Raw genomic sequence first — 551 nt, 5'->3', positions numbered from 1 at the left:
CTGGCACGTGCCGAAGAAAAGATCGAAGAAGATGAACGGGAAATAGAACATCTGCGGGCTCAGATAGAAAAACTGCGCCGGATGCTGTTCGGTACCCGTTCTGAAAAACTGCGTCGTGAAGTTGAACAGGCTGAGGCCCTGCTGAAGCAACGCGAACAGGACAGCGATCGTTACAGTGGGCGAGAGGATGACCCGCAGGTTCCCCGCCAGTTGCGACAGTCACGCCATCGTCGTCCGTTACCGGAGCATCTGCCCCGCGAAATAAACCGCCTGGAGCCTGAAGAAAGCTGTTGCCCGGAGTGTGGCGGTGAGCTGGATTATCTGGGGGAAGTCAGTGCAGAACAACTGGAACTGGTGAGCAGTGCCCTGAAAGTGATCCGCACAGAACGGGTAAAAAAAGCCTGTACAAAATGTGACTGCATCGTTGAAGCACCGGCGCCGTCCCGCCCGATAGAGCGTGGTATCGCGGGCCCCGGATTACTTGCCCGCGTGTTAACGGGAAAATACTGCGAACACCTGCCACTGTATCGTCAGAGTGAAATCTTTGCCCG

At 55.9% G+C, this 551-nt stretch carries 1 protein-coding gene; it reads left to right on the top strand.

All coding sequences use genetic code 11. The features are described 5' to 3' along the window. On the top strand, positions 1–551 hold a 551-nt coding region (locus BEB42_RS25940; protein WP_157942755.1), incomplete at both ends, for an IS66 family transposase zinc-finger binding domain-containing protein.

Source organism: Escherichia sp. MOD1-EC5990, assembly GCF_002965285.1.
GTDB classification, from domain to species: domain Bacteria; phylum Pseudomonadota; class Gammaproteobacteria; order Enterobacterales; family Enterobacteriaceae; genus Escherichia; species Escherichia coli_F.
Note: the sequence above shows the minus strand (reverse complement) of the source record. Positions and strands in the feature narration are given on the sequence as shown.